The 17,236-nt window shown below is 60.0% G+C and carries 9 protein-coding genes; 6 read left to right on the plus strand and 3 right to left on the minus strand.

The genetic code is table 11. The annotated features are described in order from the left end of the window. The first annotated feature begins 519 nt into the window (after window positions 1–519). Entirely contained in the window at window positions 520–3,084 is a 2,565-nt protein-coding gene (locus HY298_27200) for a hypothetical protein (GenBank protein MBI3853930.1), read from the plus strand. Window positions 3,085–3,114: 30 nt separating this feature from the next. Here HY298_27200 and HY298_27205 read toward each other — a convergent pair whose 3' ends face one another. Continuing rightward, complete coding sequence (locus HY298_27205; GenBank protein ID MBI3853931.1) at window positions 3,115–4,158, minus strand: site-specific DNA-methyltransferase; 1,044 nt, start codon at window positions 4,156–4,158, stop codon at window positions 3,115–3,117. A 65-nt stretch (window positions 4,159–4,223) separates the two neighbouring features. Here HY298_27205 and HY298_27210 point away from each other — a divergent pair, with 65 nt between their 5' ends. After that, entirely contained in the window at window positions 4,224–5,120 is an 897-nt protein-coding gene (locus tag HY298_27210; GenBank protein ID MBI3853932.1) for a helix-turn-helix transcriptional regulator, read from the plus strand. 371 nt (window positions 5,121–5,491) lie between these two features. Here HY298_27210 and HY298_27215 read toward each other — a convergent pair whose 3' ends face one another. Together HY298_27215 and HY298_27220 are read right to left on the minus strand one after the other, a co-directional pair. Then, a complete protein-coding gene (locus tag HY298_27215) occupies window positions 5,492–7,702 on the minus strand; it encodes a tetratricopeptide repeat protein (protein ID MBI3853933.1) in 2,211 nt (736 codons plus the stop codon). 159 nt (window positions 7,703–7,861) lie between these two features. After that, entirely contained in the window at window positions 7,862–8,740 is an 879-nt protein-coding gene (locus HY298_27220) for a hypothetical protein (GenBank protein MBI3853934.1), read from the minus strand. 298 nt (window positions 8,741–9,038) lie between these two features. On the opposite strand from HY298_27220, the gene HY298_27225 reads away from it, so the two are divergent. The 4 genes from HY298_27225 (at window position 9,039) to HY298_27240 (ending at window position 17,235) form a co-directional block, all read left to right on the plus strand. Continuing rightward, a complete protein-coding gene (locus tag HY298_27225) occupies window positions 9,039–9,908 on the plus strand; it encodes a sugar phosphate isomerase/epimerase (protein ID MBI3853935.1) in 870 nt (289 codons plus the stop codon). Between the two features lie 474 nt (window positions 9,909–10,382). Next, window positions 10,383–14,240: an SUMF1/EgtB/PvdO family nonheme iron enzyme gene (locus HY298_27230; protein MBI3853936.1), complete on the plus strand. Its 3,858-nt coding sequence runs from the start codon at window positions 10,383–10,385 to the stop codon at window positions 14,238–14,240. Window positions 14,241–14,242: 2 nt separating this feature from the next. Next, window positions 14,243–16,207: a beta-propeller fold lactonase family protein gene (locus HY298_27235; GenBank protein MBI3853937.1), complete on the plus strand. Its 1,965-nt coding sequence runs from the start codon at window positions 14,243–14,245 to the stop codon at window positions 16,205–16,207. After that, the gene (locus HY298_27240) at window positions 16,204–17,235 is read left to right on the plus strand and encodes an aldo/keto reductase (protein ID MBI3853938.1); all 1,032 of its coding nucleotides are present in this window, start codon (window positions 16,204–16,206) and stop codon (window positions 17,233–17,235) included. The genes HY298_27235 and HY298_27240 overlap by 4 nt, the downstream gene beginning before the upstream one ends. Window position 17,236: the final 1 nt, after the last annotated feature.

Here is a 17,236-nt window from a genome sequence, read left to right on the forward strand (position 1 = left end):
CAGTTTGAAGTTTTACGACTCGCCGCGCGCAGCCGATTTCCTTCTCCGCATCGGATGGGGAGAAGGTGGCCGCAGGCCGGATGAGGTGTCTGCACGCAAGGAATCGAACTCCATTTACATTCAAGTAATCGCCGGCCGTAGCCGGGAAATCGCCGCTGACATTCCGGCAACCTGGCCGGTCTGGTCATCGAGCTAAAGCCGCAAACCAGAAGGTGAATCGCGCTAGCGGGAAAGCTCCGTTGGGTCAATTGACTTTGGTGAAAACGCGTGAGTCATCGTTGCCGCTCTGGAGAAGTCCAGCGTCGGCGAGCCAAATCAGTTTTGGATGAAACCATGCCGCAAGGAAGGGTCGAATCGAAGCCTCGACTTCATTTGAACCGCTGATGAACGCTGATTGACGCCGATTATTTTCCCGCGCACACTCGCCGCATAATGACGACGCGAGCACTCAGTCCCGTGGCGCACTCAATGAGGAACAGCAGAAAGTCTCAAACCTCGGAGAGGTAGAGAAAGGATGCAATGTCATCAAAAAAAGAAGCCAAAGCGAAGAAAGTAGCCGCAGAATTCACACTTGCACCAACGGACATAGATGCTGGCTTGATGTGGCTTGAAGGACTTGGAGAAGCAAAGTTTCGGGATTCCGTGCTTCAAGAACTTTTTCGGAAAATGCGTGAAGAGGGGGAAATCGAATGGTTCGAAAACATCCACGGCAGATTGGACAAGGGTGTGGACTACATTCTAGTCACGCAGTCGTCGCTGGAGAGAAAAGTTCTGGGAATTCAGGTTAAGGGAAAACAAATTAGCAGAGCGGGAGGAAATGGTTCGCTCTCGGCCGTAGATATAGCGGGCGAGTGTGAGGCGGCAATGAAGCATGAGTTTCAAGTGCAGGGAGCGAAGCGGCGGCTTGACTCAATCGCCGTGTGGTCTTCGGCCCATATTACGCCCGATGCCGAAGAAGAGTTTACAAAACCCGGCCTCGCGTATCGCATACAGGTTAAGAAACCCAGAGACGTGTTTTCCCTGATCGAACAATTCGCGCCAGCACAGTTGGGCAATGTGCCTCAGCTTGCGCTTGTGAAGTATATCAAGGAGCAAGCCGATCCAGAGCCAGAAGCGGTCCGTGTGTTTGGATGTCCGATAAATCCCAAAATCCATTTTCTCGAACCCGAGCTTTCAGAGTTTGCTCCAGCTTCTATGGAGAGCATGAAGACTGAAGGCGGGCATCTCCGGCCAAAGAAGTCTTCGGCCACACTAGATAAAATACTCGAAGACAGCAGACATACAGCACTGTTCGCAGGCGAATTAAGCGGAAAAAGTTATTTGCTAAAAAGGTGCAGGGCCGTTTTTGCAGAGCGCCGAAAACTTTCAATTCTTTTAGATGCGACCCAGTTGACAGAGATTCCTCGCTCTGCGCAACGGTTGGTTTCAGACGCGTTGGAGTTTCTTTCTCCGCAACAAGCCGAATCATTCGCGCGGGGTGCGGGCGTCGTGCTTCTGATAGACAATGTTGACCGGATTCCTCAACCTGTCCGTGAATGGCTGTTCGCCCTCGACTCAAGGCAATTCAGGGTTATTGCAACCGGCAGGTCAATTCTTGTGCCACAGCAAGTCGCCACGGTTTACATCACAGGAACGAAACTGGGCAGTCTTCCAAGGTTTTTGCGAAGCCTGAATGTGCAACACAGCAAAGGACTCTTGGACCGGGCTCAGTCTTTTATTGAGCGGACTTTGGCAACTTCACGCCTGCCAAAGAATGCATTCACCATTTCGATCATGTTGCAGGAATGTCAGCATGGAGGTTCAAAATTCAGCACGCCAACGATGGGGCGGCTGATTGAGCGATTTGTAGAACTGCAATTAGGGTCGCATTCAGATGCGACCTTCATGGTGGACTTTGAAACCAAGCGCGACTTCCTCTCTCATTTGGCCGGGAGGGTTCAATCAGGGATGTCTTTGGTAGAATTCCGCCGGAGGCTCGCACGGTTTATTGAAGCCAGCAAACATCCGCAAAGCGTAGAGGACTTTATCCAGGATCTTCGTAAGAGCGGAGTGTTTGTCTTCTGCGGGGACAAGGTGAAGTGGGCTCACCCGGCGTTTAAGCAATATTTTTGGGTTCGTAATTTGGTAAGCAACGGAAAGCACGAACTGATTGCAAAGGCACTTTGCCAGCGATTTAATCCAACCTTGGCTGCACTCGCTGGGTCACAAATAAAAGCCAAGGACCTTCCGGCTTTGATTCAACCTTTGATAGATGAAGTTTCCAGGACACCCCTTCCGAGCCTGCAATCTTTAGTTCCGGAAATAGCTCAAGGTAGCGGCATCGGCGGAATCATGTCCGATGAGGAAGAAGAGGCATTGCTCACGGATTTGGAATCTTCAGACCAGAATGCACAGTCAAAAACAAAGCATCCTCTGGCTCGGCTTGCAAAATCATCGATGTTTGGCGAGCGAGACGACGAGGAAGAGGAGAAGCCAACCAAAGCTGAGGCCGTCCCTCAAATTGATGAAAAAACCAAGGCGCTGATTCGCAAACGAGTCAGCGCGTGGATGGAAGAGGTGTCACAGACCCGGCTTGAGTTTGCCTTTAATTTGGCTTCCGTGCTGATGAACGCCCGAAAAGCGAAGCACGAGTGGAAGCAGCGAGGCCTTGAGGCGGTTCTTCAAAAGTCACGGGCATTCGGAAATATCTTGAACAAGTTTTTTCTCGTGGTTTTTCCGGAGCGAAAGGATCTGGCATTCAAAGCGCGCTGGAGTTCACTTTATGCGTTGCTTCATATCGCCGACCGAATGGTGGGCGACCCATTTCTTTTAAATGTTTTGCGTGGCATGAAAAGTGGCGCAAAAACCGACGAAGAACGATTGCAACTTCTCGACTTGCTCCTCTGCTGTGGTGATGACGTCGGCGATGAGATCGTTGCGGTTTTGAAAAAGGCAAACCGTTTGGATATTACATTCGCGGTCTATGTCCGAATCGTCGGGATTTACTACTTCCGTTACCACCGCGACGTTGATCGAAGTTCCCTGCGGAAACTTCTGAAGGATATCCGCATAGCTGACAAGTCAAACGCATTGCCAAACGTTTAGGCTTAAAAGGGTCATGGAAGGGCTCAGTCCTCACTTTTGACGCTGCTTCCGTTCCTTCGGCGCACTGCTCGTTCCCGCCTTCGTTTCATTTCGGCGCGGCAAGCTGGGCCCTCGCGTCCTGTAGAGCGGCGGCGTTTCGGCCAGGACGAGCGCCAACTGGTCCTGCGGTTCGTCGCGTTCCACGCTGCCGTTGAGTTCCACGTCAATGGCCTGCCCTTTGAATTCAGGATACAGCGCCGCCAAGCGCGGAATCGCCTTTTCCGCGAGCCGGAAATACTCGGTGTCGAGCTCCAGTCCGGTGGCGGTGTAACCAACCGCTTGCGCGGCGGCGATGGTCGAGCCGGAACCCATGAAGGGATCGAGAATCGTTCCCTCGCCCAACGGCAGGAGCGACCGCACAATGATGCGCATGAAGTGCTGCGGTTTGAGGCAGGGATGGTTTGAAATCGCTTCTTCGCGTTTGGGAGTTCGCCCGCTCGGGATGGCATCAGGCAACGGTTTGTCCGTGGAGAGGCGGCGCAGAGCGCCGGTTTTCCATCGTCGCAAATTCTCAGCGACGGTTTTTGTGTCAATGGGTTTGCGGAAAAGCATCCACGGCTCGTATGCGCCTTTCGGGCTGACGCAGACTTCGGGGAATTCGGCTTCAGCGTTCTTGGGCCGGTCGCCGCCGCGAAAGCTGTAGTAGAGGCGCATAATGGCGGGACGCACTTCAAAGCCGGCCTCGGTCATCGCGCCTTGCACGTGATGTTGAAGGATTGGATGGCCGGCGACGCAAACGTGCGCCCCGGGCACCAGAGGATTCATCAGGAGCCTGCCCCAATCGCGAAAGTAATCGCGCAAGTGCTGTTTCTGCTCGTCGGTCAGGACGGTAAAACGCGGCAATGGATCGCGATGGCTGCCCCCTACTTTGGGCGGCAAGCGCCAGACGCCGCCGCGCCCTGCGCGGAGTTTGGTCAGCTCTTTCTCGGTAAACTCCAAAATGCCATAAGGCGGGTCGGTACAAACGGCGTGCAATGAATGGGTGGGACAACGCCGCAGCCATTCAAAGCAGTCGGTTTGTTCGATCTGATACATTGGCGACTATTTCAACTATAGGCGAAAGACAAGCAAGCCTTTATTCTGTATCAACTAAAGGCGAAATGGACGCGAAGACCATTCTTGGCCGCTTTGTCCGCAAGTTGCGCGAGCAAAAAGAACTCACCCAGGAACAACTGGCAAGCAAAACCGGCATCACCTACCAGTATCTCTCCGGCATGGAGAACGGGCGGGAGAACTTCTCCATAGACATCCTCGATTCGCTGGGCAAGGCGTTGGATTGCCCTTTACCACAGTTGGTGGCGGCAGCCTATGCACCAGCCGCAATCGCTTCCGGTGTCCTGGTGGACAAGACGCTTTTTCGCCCGAAGGTTCCGTTGCCGCCTGGCATGAAGGTTTCGCACTTGGAGGCTGCCATGAACGCGACGCAAAGCATCATCGCCCGGATCAATGCGAACCTGGTCGCTAGCGGCGCGAAGCCGTTGCTGGAATACATTCAAGGGAACAATTTCAGCGGGCTGGTTTCGAATGTGTTGTGTGACGCGCTGCACGACCATTCGCCTTACAAACACAATTCCCACCAAGCTTATCCCGATCTGATCAACCCTTCCGTGAAAGAACTGGGCAAGCCGGCTGGGTTGGAGGTCAAGTCCACGATCCAGATTGGCAAGGGCGGGGAAAGTCACAACGGACATTCGGGCTGGCATCTCGTTGCGTGCTTTCTGATTGAGCCGCAGACCGGCAACATTCGTTTCATCCATCTCATGTTCACGGTTCTCAACGGGCACAGTCATGCTGCACCTGATTGGACGTACGTAGGCAGCAAGGTGAACGAAACCACCGGCAGCCGGCGAACCGAAACCTACAACACGACACTGATCGGAACGACGAAGCTGCGGGATGGTTCTGTTTTCCTCGATCCGAACGCCGTGAACTTCAAACGATGGCGCCAGCAGAGGCGCGGGCCTGTTCCCGCTTATTCGATTTTCGCTGCTGCTTGATTTCTATCGGACAGCCACTTTCACAAACTTCCGGATCATCGTAGCGACCACCCATCTGTAGAAAGAATATAATCTTATCCAAGCTCCTTCCGCTCCCAAGGCAGCGTTCAGGCGATGCGTCGCCGTCGTTTGGAATTCTCGGATGCCTTTGCCGAGGCCCTGCAGGGACAACGGTCAGCAAAGAAATTAAGCCGGCAAGCCCCACCGCTGCACTAAATCAAACTTGAAGTAACAACCCGACGCTTGAAAGAGCGCCGGGGATTTCTTTTGAAACGTCCAGATGCGCCAAGCTATTTGAGAATGTACCACTACCGGAAATGACGATCGCGCTCATTGCCGCGTTGTTGGCCCTTTGTGCGAACGCCTTCTTCTCATGGCGTCTCCGTCGGGAGCTGGCGCAGCAACTCCGCGGCTTCACGAAAATTCGGCTGCAATGCCAGCGCTCGCTCCGCTGCGCGGCGGGCTTCGGCAGTCTGCCCCAAGCGGACGTGAATCGTGGCCCGCGCGTACGGCGCACGCGGGCTGTCTGGTTCGATGGTCTCCGCGCGTAACAGCGCCTCGATGGCCTCGGTTTCGCGGCCTTGAGCAGAGTAGCCGAGACCGAGGTTGTACCAGCCCTGCGCGTGCTGCGGGTCCAGCTTCACGGTTTGCTCCAGGGCCGCGACGGCGTCGGTCAGCCTGCCGGCTTCGTTGAAGGCCAGCGCAAGTTGAAAGCGGTAACCGGCGTCGCCCGGCGCGAGGCGGCAGGCGGCTTCGAATTCGCGCACCGCGTCGGGGGCGCGCCCATTGGCACTCAAGCAGACGGCCAACGCCTGGCGGAAGGGCGGCGAATTGCCGTCCCAATTCACGGCCCGTTGCAGCCACGGCAGCGCAGACGCTGCATCGCCGCGCTCCATCAGGAAGCCACCGAATCGAAGCGCGCCCACCGGCTGATCGAGATTGAAGGCGAGTTCGCGCATGAAATCCTGACCGGCGGGTGAATTGGTATTCAACTCACGAAGCAGCACGCCAGCCGCCGCCAAGCGCACCGCGCGGACGCTATCGTTCAGGAGATGGCGCAGGCTCTTCGCCGCCGCCGTGTCGCCGGATTCAAAAAGTGGTTCGAGTGATTGCGCGGCTTCGGTGCGCACCAGCGGATCGGCATCGCCGACGCGTTCGAGCAGGGCCGGCTTGACTGCGGTTTCCGTGGCCCACCGGCCGAGCAGTCGGGTCGCGGAGGCCCGCCAAAGCCCGACCTTCTCCTCGTGCGCCAATTGCAGGAGTGCGACCACAGCGTTGCTGTCACCTCCACGCGCACTGGCGATCGTCCGTGCGCGGGTGCGCGTCGGGCGGTTCATGCGCGGGCCGTACCATTTCTCCACCGCGGCGAGCGACCAATCCACGCTGCGGCTGACGTGGCAGCGGTTGCAGGCGTTGGGGATGTTGTGCTGCCGCGTGAGCAAGGGATCGGGAATTGTGAAGCCGTGATCGCGCCGGGCGTGGCGTTGCATGTAAGTCGTCTGCGGCATGTGGCAATCGACGCAATGACTGCCAGGCGTGTCGGCCTTGTGATGTGTGTGCGACACGGGATCGATTTTCGGCGCGGGCGCGACCGGAGGGCTGTGGCAGCGCAGGCAGAGCGCATCGCCGCGCACGAGGCTCTTGCTCGAATGAGGCTCGTGGCAATCGAGGCAGCGCACGCCGGCGGCGTACATCCGGCTGCTGAGAAAAGAAGTGAACTCGTAGTCCTCTTCGCGCACTTGACCGTCGGGATGGAACACATCCGACCCATCGGGAATTGCCAGTGCGAAGTGATCGAAGAAGTTTTCGCCCGGCGTGAAGTCACCGGTCAATTCGCCGCGCCGCGCGTGGCACGAGCCACAGGCGTCGAACATCTGGTTCTTGTCGAGGCGAGGCGAGGTCGGATCCTTCGTCGTCGAGGCGCGATGTTGCCGCTGCCACGCCACATGCGCGCCCAGCGGGCCATGACAGGCTTCGCAGCCAACACCACGTTCGGCCATGCCCGTGGCGTATGAGTCAGTCGCGGGGCTATAGTTTTTGCGGAGCCGGGTGTTGTGACACGAGGCGCACATCGAATTCCACGTCATGCCGCGGCCGGTCCAATGTCCCCATTCGCCGGGGCGCCGGTCTTCGTCGCCATAGACGTCGAACCACTCGGCCTTGTGCGGATCGAAACTAAGTTCGCCCACCTGCCAGCGCCCGCCGCGGGCCGGGAAAAGAAATTGCCGCAGGGGATCGACGCCGAGAACACGGGCAGGCGTGAAGGCGGTGGTTCCTGCTTCAAGACCGGCAGTGACGAGTTCAAAGTGGCCGTCGCGCGTGCGCGCCTCGGAGTTTTGCGAGCCGTGTCGGATCGACCTCGGCGGCTCAAACGCGGCGCGGTCGAGATTTGCATCAACCGACCGCTCGGCCAGCGCATGGTGCGAATTGGTCCAATGGCTGTAAGCTTGTGCATGGCAATCGCGGCAACTTTCCGAGCCGGCGTAAGTGGCGAAAGTCTGCTGGTCGTTGGCGGTTTTGAATTGCGCCCGCTGTGGCGACGAATTTGCGGCGGGCTGCGGCCTGTTTCCGCCGCTCCTCATTCGACCGATCAAAACCCCAGTTGCAACCAGAGCTAGCACCGCCACCAAACCAAGCGCGAACCAACGCCGCGAGGGAAGTTGCTTCTTGGAACGAGCTTTGGCGGAACTGGATTTTCTTCTCTGCCGGATCATCGATTTCGGCGCGCGGCGGCGCACGGCTCAGTGCCAGACTTCTCCCTTCGTCGCGTCGCCCGGCACATCGAGCACTTGGAGGCTGGACACCGTCTTCATCGTCTTGTGGTCGGCAAAGCTCCAGACCACCTGCTTCTGGGGCGTCACCTCGATGACGTGCGGGCCGCTGCCGAATTGCCCGTGGCCCTGCCAGTTCGACATCACGGTGTTGCTGTTGGGCAGTCGGTGCAGGCCGGTCATGAGTTTCAAGCTGATGTCGGGCAAGTCACGGCTCTTGATTTCCCAAACCGTCCGGCCATCGGCGCCCACCTCAAACACCCGCGCGCCGTCCTTCACCAAGTCGCCGCACGCGATCAGGGTGTGGCCGTTCGGCAGACGCACGACACTGTGCGGGCCGCCCGCGGCGGGAATCTCGCGTGCCACCTTGCCGTGGTCGTCGTATTCGCGCACGACCTGGTCGCCATAGTGCGCGACGAGGTAGTGGCCATTGTGCAGCCGCCGGGCGTTGCGCATGTAGAGATGGCCGCCGTCCTTTCCTTCCGGGAGCAGCCGGATTTCCTTGGCAATGTTTCCCGACGGCTCGACTTCGAGCAACCGGCCCGCATTGCACTCGCCGATGAAAGTGTTGCCATTGGCGAGGCGCTGGCAGGCGTATATCTCACTCTTCGACTCGTAATTGAAAACGACCTTCTTCTCCCGCGTGACTTCCTTCACACCGTGGCCGGTCGTGAAGAGGAGGTTGCCATTCGGCAGCACCCAAAGTTCGTTGCAACTCGGCGCCGGATGCTCCCACTCCACCTGACCGTCGGCGGCCACGATGAAAACCTTGCCCTGAACGTAATCCGCGCAGGCGAAGTGATGTCCTTCGGCAAACGCCGGCCCGGCGAAGTGGAACAAGAAGCACATCCCAATGGCGCAAACGATGCGAGGCGAAGCGGATGAAAGAGATTTCTTCATGGTGTGCAAGGATTTTGTTTTTAGCATGGCCTGATTCATAGGCGAGTCTTGTCCACTGCAACACTCACCCCCTTGACCTGCATCAAGAATTCACACCGAAGCCGGTCCTGCGCGACACGATTCCATCAGTTTGCTTAACAGCAGGCTGCCAAAGCGCGTGCTCAGACGATTTGACCGGGGTCAACGAAGCCGGACCCCGCGCCGCTCACGCTCAAACGCAGAATGAAGCTTTGAAACGCCTTGCCCCATGACAACCAATCGCCGCCAGTTCCTCGCCAGCACCGCAGCCGCCCTCGCTCTTGGAAAGTTCGCGCCGCTCTTCGCCGCAGAAACAAAGCCCCGTTTCAAAATCGGCGCGTGCGATTGGTCCATCGGCAAAATGGCCGACCCGGCGGCGCTGGAGGTCGCCCAGCAGATTGGCCTCGACGGCGTGCAAGTGAGCCTCGGGACGTTGGCCAACGACATGCACTTGCGGCGCCCCGAGGTGCAGCAACGCTACCGGGACGCGGCGAAGAAGTTCGGCGTCGAGGTGCTGTCGCTGGCCATTGGTGAACTGAACAATATTCCCTACAAGAGCGACCCGCGCACGATTCCTTGGGTCCGTGATTGTGTTGATGTCGGCCGTGCGATGGGCTGCCGCGTCGTCCTGCTCGCGTTCTTTCACAACAACGATTTGCGCAACGACAAAGCCGGGACGGACGAAACCGTGCGCCGGTTGAAGGAAGTCGCGCCGAAAGCGGAGCAGGCCGGCGTCATTCTCGGCATCGAAAGCTGGCTGAGCGCCGAGGAGCATCTCGGGATCATCGAGCGCGTCGGCTCGCCGGCGGTGAAGGTCTATTACGACGTAGCGAACTCCACAGAACGTGGCTACGACATTGGGAAAGGGATTCGCTGGCTGGGCAAGCAGGGCCAGATTTGTGAATTCCACATGAAAGAGAATGGGGCTCTGCTCGGCCAGGGCAAGGTGGACTTCAAGAAAGTCCGCGCCGCCCTCGACGACATCGGCTACCGCGGCGCGATGCAAATCGAAGGCGCCGTTCCGCCCGGCGGCAAGCTCGTTGAAAGTTACATTCGGAACCGGAAGTTCTTGAGGGAAATCTTTCCCGCCGACGCATGACCTCCGGGCAGAGTTTAATCAATTGCAGTAAGTGCCGAGGATGCGGTCGCAGCCTGGAAAAGATTTTTTCCGGCAAAGCCCGCTGGCTCGAGATTCATGTGCGGCCCGAAAGCCCGAGGAATTTCGTGCGGCGATTGAACTCTTGCCGGCAGCCCTGTGGAATAACCGCAGCCCAAGCCGGCTCTCGCTCGCGCGGCCCTATTCCACAGGGCCAGCGCAAGCACGAGCATGGTTATGGCTGTAAGAACGGCTGACGAGTTTAAGAACTCCATGGGGGAAACCCGGCGGAATGCAACAGCAGCGGGAATCGATTGCACGTCTTCTTGCTGCATTTGTCGGCCCGCCCGCCGATGCAAATCTTATCAAGCCTTGATCCAAGTCAAGTAGTCGGCGCGCGCCGCGTAGTCCACTTGTAAAGCCTCGCGACGTGTTTCGCGCGTTCGCCCGTGCCGCCTTGTGTCCGTTTGGAAAACGATGCAACGAAGCCATCCACATATTCCGTTGAACAGCCGCAGGACGATTCAGTTGCCGGACATGACTTCGTGGCTCTGTGGCCTGATGATCGTGGGGCTGGCTGGTTCGACGTCGGCCGAGACGACGAAACCAACCGCAGGCTGCGAGGAGAATCCAACGCACTCCTTCGCCATCCCGGCGTGGGCGTTTGACCGCGGTAACGCGCAGACCTTCACGAAGGAATGGGCCGACGCCGGGCCGATGGTTGCGTTCGGTGGCGAGTCGCCGGTCTTCGTGGTATATGAGATTGAGTTCCCGAATGCGACCGACTACCGGCTGCGCGTTCAATACGCTGCGGCGGACAAACGTCCGGTGGTCCTTTCGGTGGACGGCCGCATGATCACGAACGTATGCCGGAGCGCAACGGGTTCGTGGAACACGAGCGGCGCCGGGTGGGAGGAAAGCGCATTGTTCCGGCTGACCGCCGGGAAACACACGCTCAGGCTCGAGCGCGCCAGTGCCTTCCCGCATGTGATGAATCTGCGCTTCGACTCCGCGCTGCCGCTGCCGACCGGCTGGGTGGTCAACCGGCCCAAAGCGCGCAAACTTTCCGACCCGGCTCCGGCTCCCACCCTCACGCTGCACGAACCCGGGGTGAACCTGCCCGCGCTGCGCCGAGCCATCGAAGATCTCGCTCGCACGTTTGGAGAAAGCTACCGCGACGGTCCTCGCTTCTTCGCCCGACTCGCGGAGCTTGAGTCCGCCGTCGCCGCGCAAGAGGATGTCCGTCAGAAGTTCATCGCCCTCCAGCGCGAAGCCTTGCTCGCAAATCCGCTGCTGGACTTCAAAGACGTTTTGCTGGTCAAACGACGCGCCAAGTCCCCCTCGCTCGGTCTGCCACAAAACTGGGAAAGCAACTGCTCCCTGCCCAGGAGCGGTTATGACGACGAGTTGTGTGTGTGGTCACGGAACGACGCGGACGCCGAACCGCGCACGGTGTTCAAGCCGGGAAGAAAATTTATCGGTGACGTGGACCTGCATTGGGATGCGGACCGCGTGTTGTTCTCGATGCCCGGCACGAACGGTCGCTGGCAGGTTTTTGAACTCGCACTTCAGCCGGGAGCTTCGCCCCGCCAGCTCACTGGCGAGCAGCCCGACGTGGACAGCTACGATGCCTGTTATCTGCCGAACGGCAAGGTCGCCTTCACTTCCACCGCGATGTTCGTCGGCGTGCCGTGTGTGAACGGCAGTGCGCACGTCGCCAACCTCTACGTCATGGACGCCGATGGCCGGAACATCCGGCAGCTTTGTTTTGATCAGGAACACAACTGGTGTCCGACCGTGATGAACGATGGTCGCGTCCTTTATGCGCGTTGGGAATACGCCGACACGCCGCACTCGAACTCGCGCATGCTTTTCACCATGAACCCCGACGGCACGAGCCAGGCCGCGTATCTTGGCAGCGGTTCGTATTGGCCGAATTCGTTCTTCTACGCGCGGCCGATTCCGAATCATCCCACGAAGGTCGTCGCGGTCATCGGCGGCCACCACGATCACCCGCGCATGGGCGAACTTGTTGTCTTTGATCCACAGCAGGGTCGGCTCGAAGGCGAGCCAGCGGTGCAGCGCATTCCCGGGTTCGGTAAAAAAGTCGAGCCGCTCATCCGCGACGGGCTGACATTGGAAAGCTGGCCGAAGTTCCTTCACCCCTGGCCGTTGAGCGAAAAATATTTTCTCGTCGCGGGCAAACCCTCGCCGCGCGCGCCGTGGGGAATTTACCTTGCCGACGTGTTCGACAATCTCCTGCCACTGAAGCAGCTTCCAGACTTCGCGCTGCTGGAGCCCATCCCACTGCGCAAGACCACGCGCCCGCCGGTCATCCCTGAGCGCGTGAACCCGGCGCGCACCGACGCGATCGTGGTGTTGCAGGATGTTTATGGCGGCGAGGGGATGCGCGGCGTTCCGCGCGGCACGGTGAAGGCGCTGCGCCTGTTCACCTATCACTACGCCTATCAGGGAATGGGCGGTTTGCTGGGCGTGGTCGGCATGGACGGTCCGTGGGACATCAAGCGCGTGCTCGGCACCGTGCCGGTCGAGGCCGATGGCTCGGCGCGTTTCCGCGTGCCGGCGAACATGCCCATCTCGATCCAACCGCTCGATGCCGAAGGCAAGGCGCTCCAGCTCATGCGCAGTTGGATGACCGCGATGCCCGGCGAAACCGTGCAATGCACCGGCTGCCACGACCGCCAGAATTCCGCGCCGCCTGCGAACTCGTTCCTCGCAATGGGCAAGCCGCCGTCGGACATCACGCCGTGGCGCGGACCGGTTCGGGGTTTCAGTTTCGCGCGCGAAGTGCAGCCCGTCATTGATCGGAATTGCGTCAGTTGTCATGACGGCAAGCCGCAACCGGACGGCAGCACGCCTCCCAACCTGCGCGGCGACGTGAAACTGGCCGACTGGAGTTCGGTCACGCCCGGCAACGGCGGCTACGCGAAGACGGCGGGAAAATTTTCGGTGGGCTACGCGGCGCTGCATCGCTACGTGCGGCGGCCGGGCATTGAAAGCGACTTCCACGTGCTCGAACCGCTGGAGTTCCACGCGGACACCACGCAACTTGTGCAAATGCTGAAGCAGGGGCATTACGGCGTGCAACTCGATGCCGAGGCGTGGGACCGGCTGGTGACGTGGATTGATTTGAACACGCCCTATCACGGCACGTGGGGCGAGGAAATCGCGTCGCCCGGAAAGCAGCGCGAGCGTCGCCGCGACTTGTTGAAACGCTACGCGAATTTGGATGATGATTCGGAGGCGGTGCCGGTAGCTGCCGGAGCGAGCAAGCGAGGTCCGGCTGAACATCAGCGCACCACCCACGCTGAAACCCAAGCAGCCGCGCATGCCGGCACGCTGCCCACAGTTCCCGGCTGGCCGTTTGGGGCGGCTGAGGCCAAACGCCGTCAGACCGCGTCCGGCCCGTCCGACAAACGCCACTTGGAACTGTCGCCCGGCATCAGCCTGGAATTGATGCGCGTTCCTGCTGGCGAGTTCCTTATGGGCAGCCAGGACGGTCCGCCAGACGAACAACCCGTCTCCCGCGTCCGCATTGCGGAAGCCTTCTGGATGGCGCAGTGCGAAATCAACAACGCGCAATTCGCCTGCTTCAACCCGGCGCACGACAGCCGCGTCGAGGACAAGAACACTTACCAGTTCGGCATTCACGGTTATCCGGCCAATGAACCTTCGCAGCCAGTCGTGCGCGTCTCCTGGCAGGAGGCCATGGCGTTTTGTCACTGGCTCGCCGCCCGCACCGGCCTGCACTTCACTTTACCGACCGAGGCGCAATGGGAATGGGCCTGTCGCGCCGGCGCCGCCACGCCGTTCAATTTCGGCCCGCGCGACACCGACTTCTCCGGCCACGCAAATTTCGCCGACGCCAAACTACGCGAGTTCGCCAGCGATCCCTACACTGTGGACAAGCCGCTCGCCGACGCCACGCCCTATGACGACTGGATTCCGAAAGACACCCGCTTCAACGACGGCGCGCTCCTCGCCGTGGCGCCGGGACGCTACGCGCCGAACGCGTGGGGTTTGCAAGACATGCACGGCAACGTCGCCGAATGGACCCGCTCCAGCTATGCGCCTTATCCATGGGCGACGGACGGTCGCGATGACGGGAGCACCACCGGCCGGAAAGTGGTGCGCGGCGGTTCGTGGCGTGATGTTCCCGCGCGAGGGACGGCCAGTTTTCGCTTGAGTTACCAGCCGTGGCAGCGGGTTTACAACGTCGGCTTCCGCGTGGTGTGCGAAGGTGAATGGAAAGGGACCGCTACGACCGTCAGCACCGCCGGCGCGGGCCACGGGCAGGGCGTTTCGGCAAAGTGATTATGCATCAGCAAGCAGTCCAGCCAGTAAGAAATGCCGCGCGCGCAAACGCACGACGCACACCCACCATTTGGCGGCTTGGCCTTGCCGCGTGGTTTCTCTTTTGCATGCTTGGGGCGTGGATCGCCAACTCGGCTGAGCCCGCCAATCCCGTTTTCTACACACCGGCGAAGCAGAACTCCTTGCTGGCGCCCAGCGTCGTCACAGCCTCGGCCGAGGGCGGCAAATTTTACGTGGCGTGCGAAGCCACCGCCGAGGTTCTCGTCTTTGACTCGGTTGCAAAGAAGGTCACCGCCCGGATCTCCGTGACTGCTTCGCCTTCGGGGCTGGCGCTCTCCGAGGACGGCGCGCGGCTTTACGTCACCTGCGCCGGGACGGCCAGCACCGTGTGCATCGTGGACTTGGCGAAGCGCAAAGTGATCGAGCGATTGCCGGCGGGTTACCAAGCGCAATCACCGGTGCTCAGCCGGGACGGACGGACGCTTTATGTCTGCAATCGCTTCAACAACGACGTGAGTGTCTTCGACCTTGCGACGCTGAAAGAAGTCCGGCGCATCGCCGTACCGCGCGAACCGTTTTCCGCCGCGGTGACACCAGACGGCAAACACCTCCTCGTCGCGAATCACATCCACGCCGGACGGTCGGATGAGGATGTTGTGGCGTCCAGCGTGAGCGTCATTGATCTCGCGGCGGGCAAGGTGCTCAAGGAAATTCCTCTTCCCAACGGAAGCACGTTGCTGCGCGACCTCCGCATCTCGCCAGATGGCCGCTACGCCGTCGTGGCGCACATCCTTGCGCGCTTCCATCTGCCCACCACGCAAATCGAGCGCGGCTGGATCAACACCAGCGCCGGCAGCATCATTGACCTCGCGGAGATGAAACTGCTCAACACCGTCCTGTTCGACAACATTGATTCCGGGGCGGCGACTCCCTGGGCGGTGGCGTGGACGCGCGATGGCCGGCAACTGCTCGTCACACACGCCGGCACACACGAGTTGAGCGTGGTGGATTTTCCGGCGCTGCTCGAGAAGCTCGGCAAAATGCCCGCCGTGGTTGATCCCGGCAAACCTGTGGACTACACCGCCGCGTCGCGCACGGCGGCGGATGTGCCTAACGACTTGTCGTTCCTCGTCGGCGTGCGCCAGCGCCTCAAGCTGCCCGGCAAAGGTCCGCGCTCGGTCACCGTCGCCGGCGGCCACGCGTGGGTGGCGAATTATTTTTCCGACACGCTCAACGAAGTGGACCTCACCGCCGACCCGATGCGAGTTGAATCATTTCCGCTCGGCGCCGCGCCCCAGATGACGACCGCCCGGCTTGGCGAATTCTACTTCAACGACGCCACGATTTGCTTTCAAGGCTGGCAGGCGTGTTCGAGCTGTCACTCGCACGATGCGCGCGTGGACGGAATGAACTGGGACAACCTCAACGACGGCATCGGTAATCCGAAAAGCGCTAAAAGTCTTTTGTTCGCCCACCAGACGCCGCCTTCGATGTGGCTCGGTGTGCGCTCCAATGCTTATGTCTCCGTGCGCGCCGGTATTCGCTTCAGCCTCTTCACCGTGCAACCGCCCGAAGTTGCAGATGCGATTGACGACTACCTCAAATCGCTCAAGCCCATGCCCAGCCCGCATCTGGTCAAGGGCAAGCTGTCGCCGGCCGCCGAGCGTGGGAAGAAGTTGTTCTTTGACGAGAAGGTTGCCTGTGCCGATTGCCACAAGGGCGCGTTCCTCACTGACATGAAGCTGCACGACGTCGGCACGGTCGGGAAGTTTGACCAACCCACGGATCGCTTCGACACACCGTCGCTCATCGAAGTGTGGCGCAGCGGACCGTATCTGCACGACGGCCGCGCCGCGACCATCCGGGACATTTTCACGACGTTCCAGCGCGAAGATAAACACGGTGTCACCTCGCATCTGACCCCCAAACAAATTGACGACCTCGTCGAATACGTGTTGTCGCTATGAAAACTCGTCCGCTCGGAAACTCCGGTCTGAATGCATCTGTGGTCGGCCTCGGCACTTGGGTGCTCGGTGGCGGCAGGGCTTGGGGCACGGACGCCAACGACGCCGAGTCCATTCGCACCATCCACGCGGCGCTTGATGCGGGCATCAATCTCATCGACACCGCGCCAGCCTACGGTTGGGGCCGCAGCGAAGAAGTGGTGGGCAAAGCGCTCAAGGGACGACGCGATGGGGTCATCCTCGCCACCAAGTGCGGGCTGTGGACCGATGACGACCGCGGTTCGTTCTTCACGGAGTTCGATGGTCGCATCATGCGCCGCAGCTTGCGACCGGACACAATTCAGATCGAAATCGAGCGCAGCCTGAAGCGACTCGGCGTGGATTGCATTGATCTTTACCAGACGCACTGGCCCTCCGTGCCGCCGGACTTCACACCCATCGCCGACACGATCGCCTGCCTGCTCAAACTGTGCGACGCCGGGAAGATTCGCGCCCTCGGCGTCTGCAATGTTTCCTCTGATGAACTCGAGGAGAACCTTCGCGCCAGCGCGAGCCGCGTGGTGAGCGACCAGTTCCGCTATTCGATGCTCCATCGCGACCCGGAGAAAGACATTCTTCCGCTTTGCGCGCAGCGGAACGTCGCCACCCTCACCTACATGTCGCTCGAACAGGGATTGCTCACGGGCAAGGTGGGCATGGATCGCGTGTTCGGCAAAGACGAGTTTCGCAGCAACGAGGCGTGGAATCCGTGGCTGGCATTGCCGAACCGCCGGCGTGTTCTCGACCTGCTCGACGGCTGGCGCGATCTCACGAAAAAATACTCCTGCACACTTGTCCATCTGGTCATCGCCTGGACCGCAGCGCAGCCGGGCGTGACGCACGTGTTGTGCGGCGCGCGCCGCGTGGAGCAGGCCCTGGAGAATGCCGCGGCTGGAAACTTGCGTCTCGCTCCGGACGACCTCGAACAAATGCGCTGCGACGTCGAAGCGCTCGGCGAACCGCTGCGCGAAAAAGCCGAACTCAGGACCTGAT

The organism is Verrucomicrobiota bacterium (assembly GCA_016200005.1).
Lineage (GTDB): Bacteria > Verrucomicrobiota > Verrucomicrobiia > Limisphaerales > PALSA-1396 > PALSA-1396.